1 pseudogene is annotated in these 245 nt (G+C 55.1%); it reads left to right on the top strand.

The features are described from left to right. A pseudogene (locus NFX52_RS30810) lies at positions 1-245 on the top strand (IS30 family transposase); the annotation flags it as partial.

Raw genomic sequence — 245 nt, 5'->3', positions numbered from 1 at the left:
ACGTAGCGACAAGCGCAGGTGTTTTGCCCGCCCCCAACTCAAGCTTGGCCGTGATGGACCTTTGTTCAAAATCGTTCGCGACTACTTGCGCCAGCGCTGGTCGCCCCAGCAAATCGCAGGACAGTTGAAGAAACTGCACCCTGACAACAAGCGCAAACAAGTGTCACACGAGAGCATCTACACCTGCATTTATGCCCAGCCTCGGGGAGAGCTCAAAAAGGAGTTGGTCTCCTGTCTGCGTATGG

The organism is Acidovorax facilis (assembly GCF_023913775.1).
Taxonomy (GTDB): Bacteria; Pseudomonadota; Gammaproteobacteria; order Burkholderiales; family Burkholderiaceae_C; genus Acidovorax; species Acidovorax facilis.
This window is presented reverse-complemented; position numbering and strand designations above follow the sequence as displayed.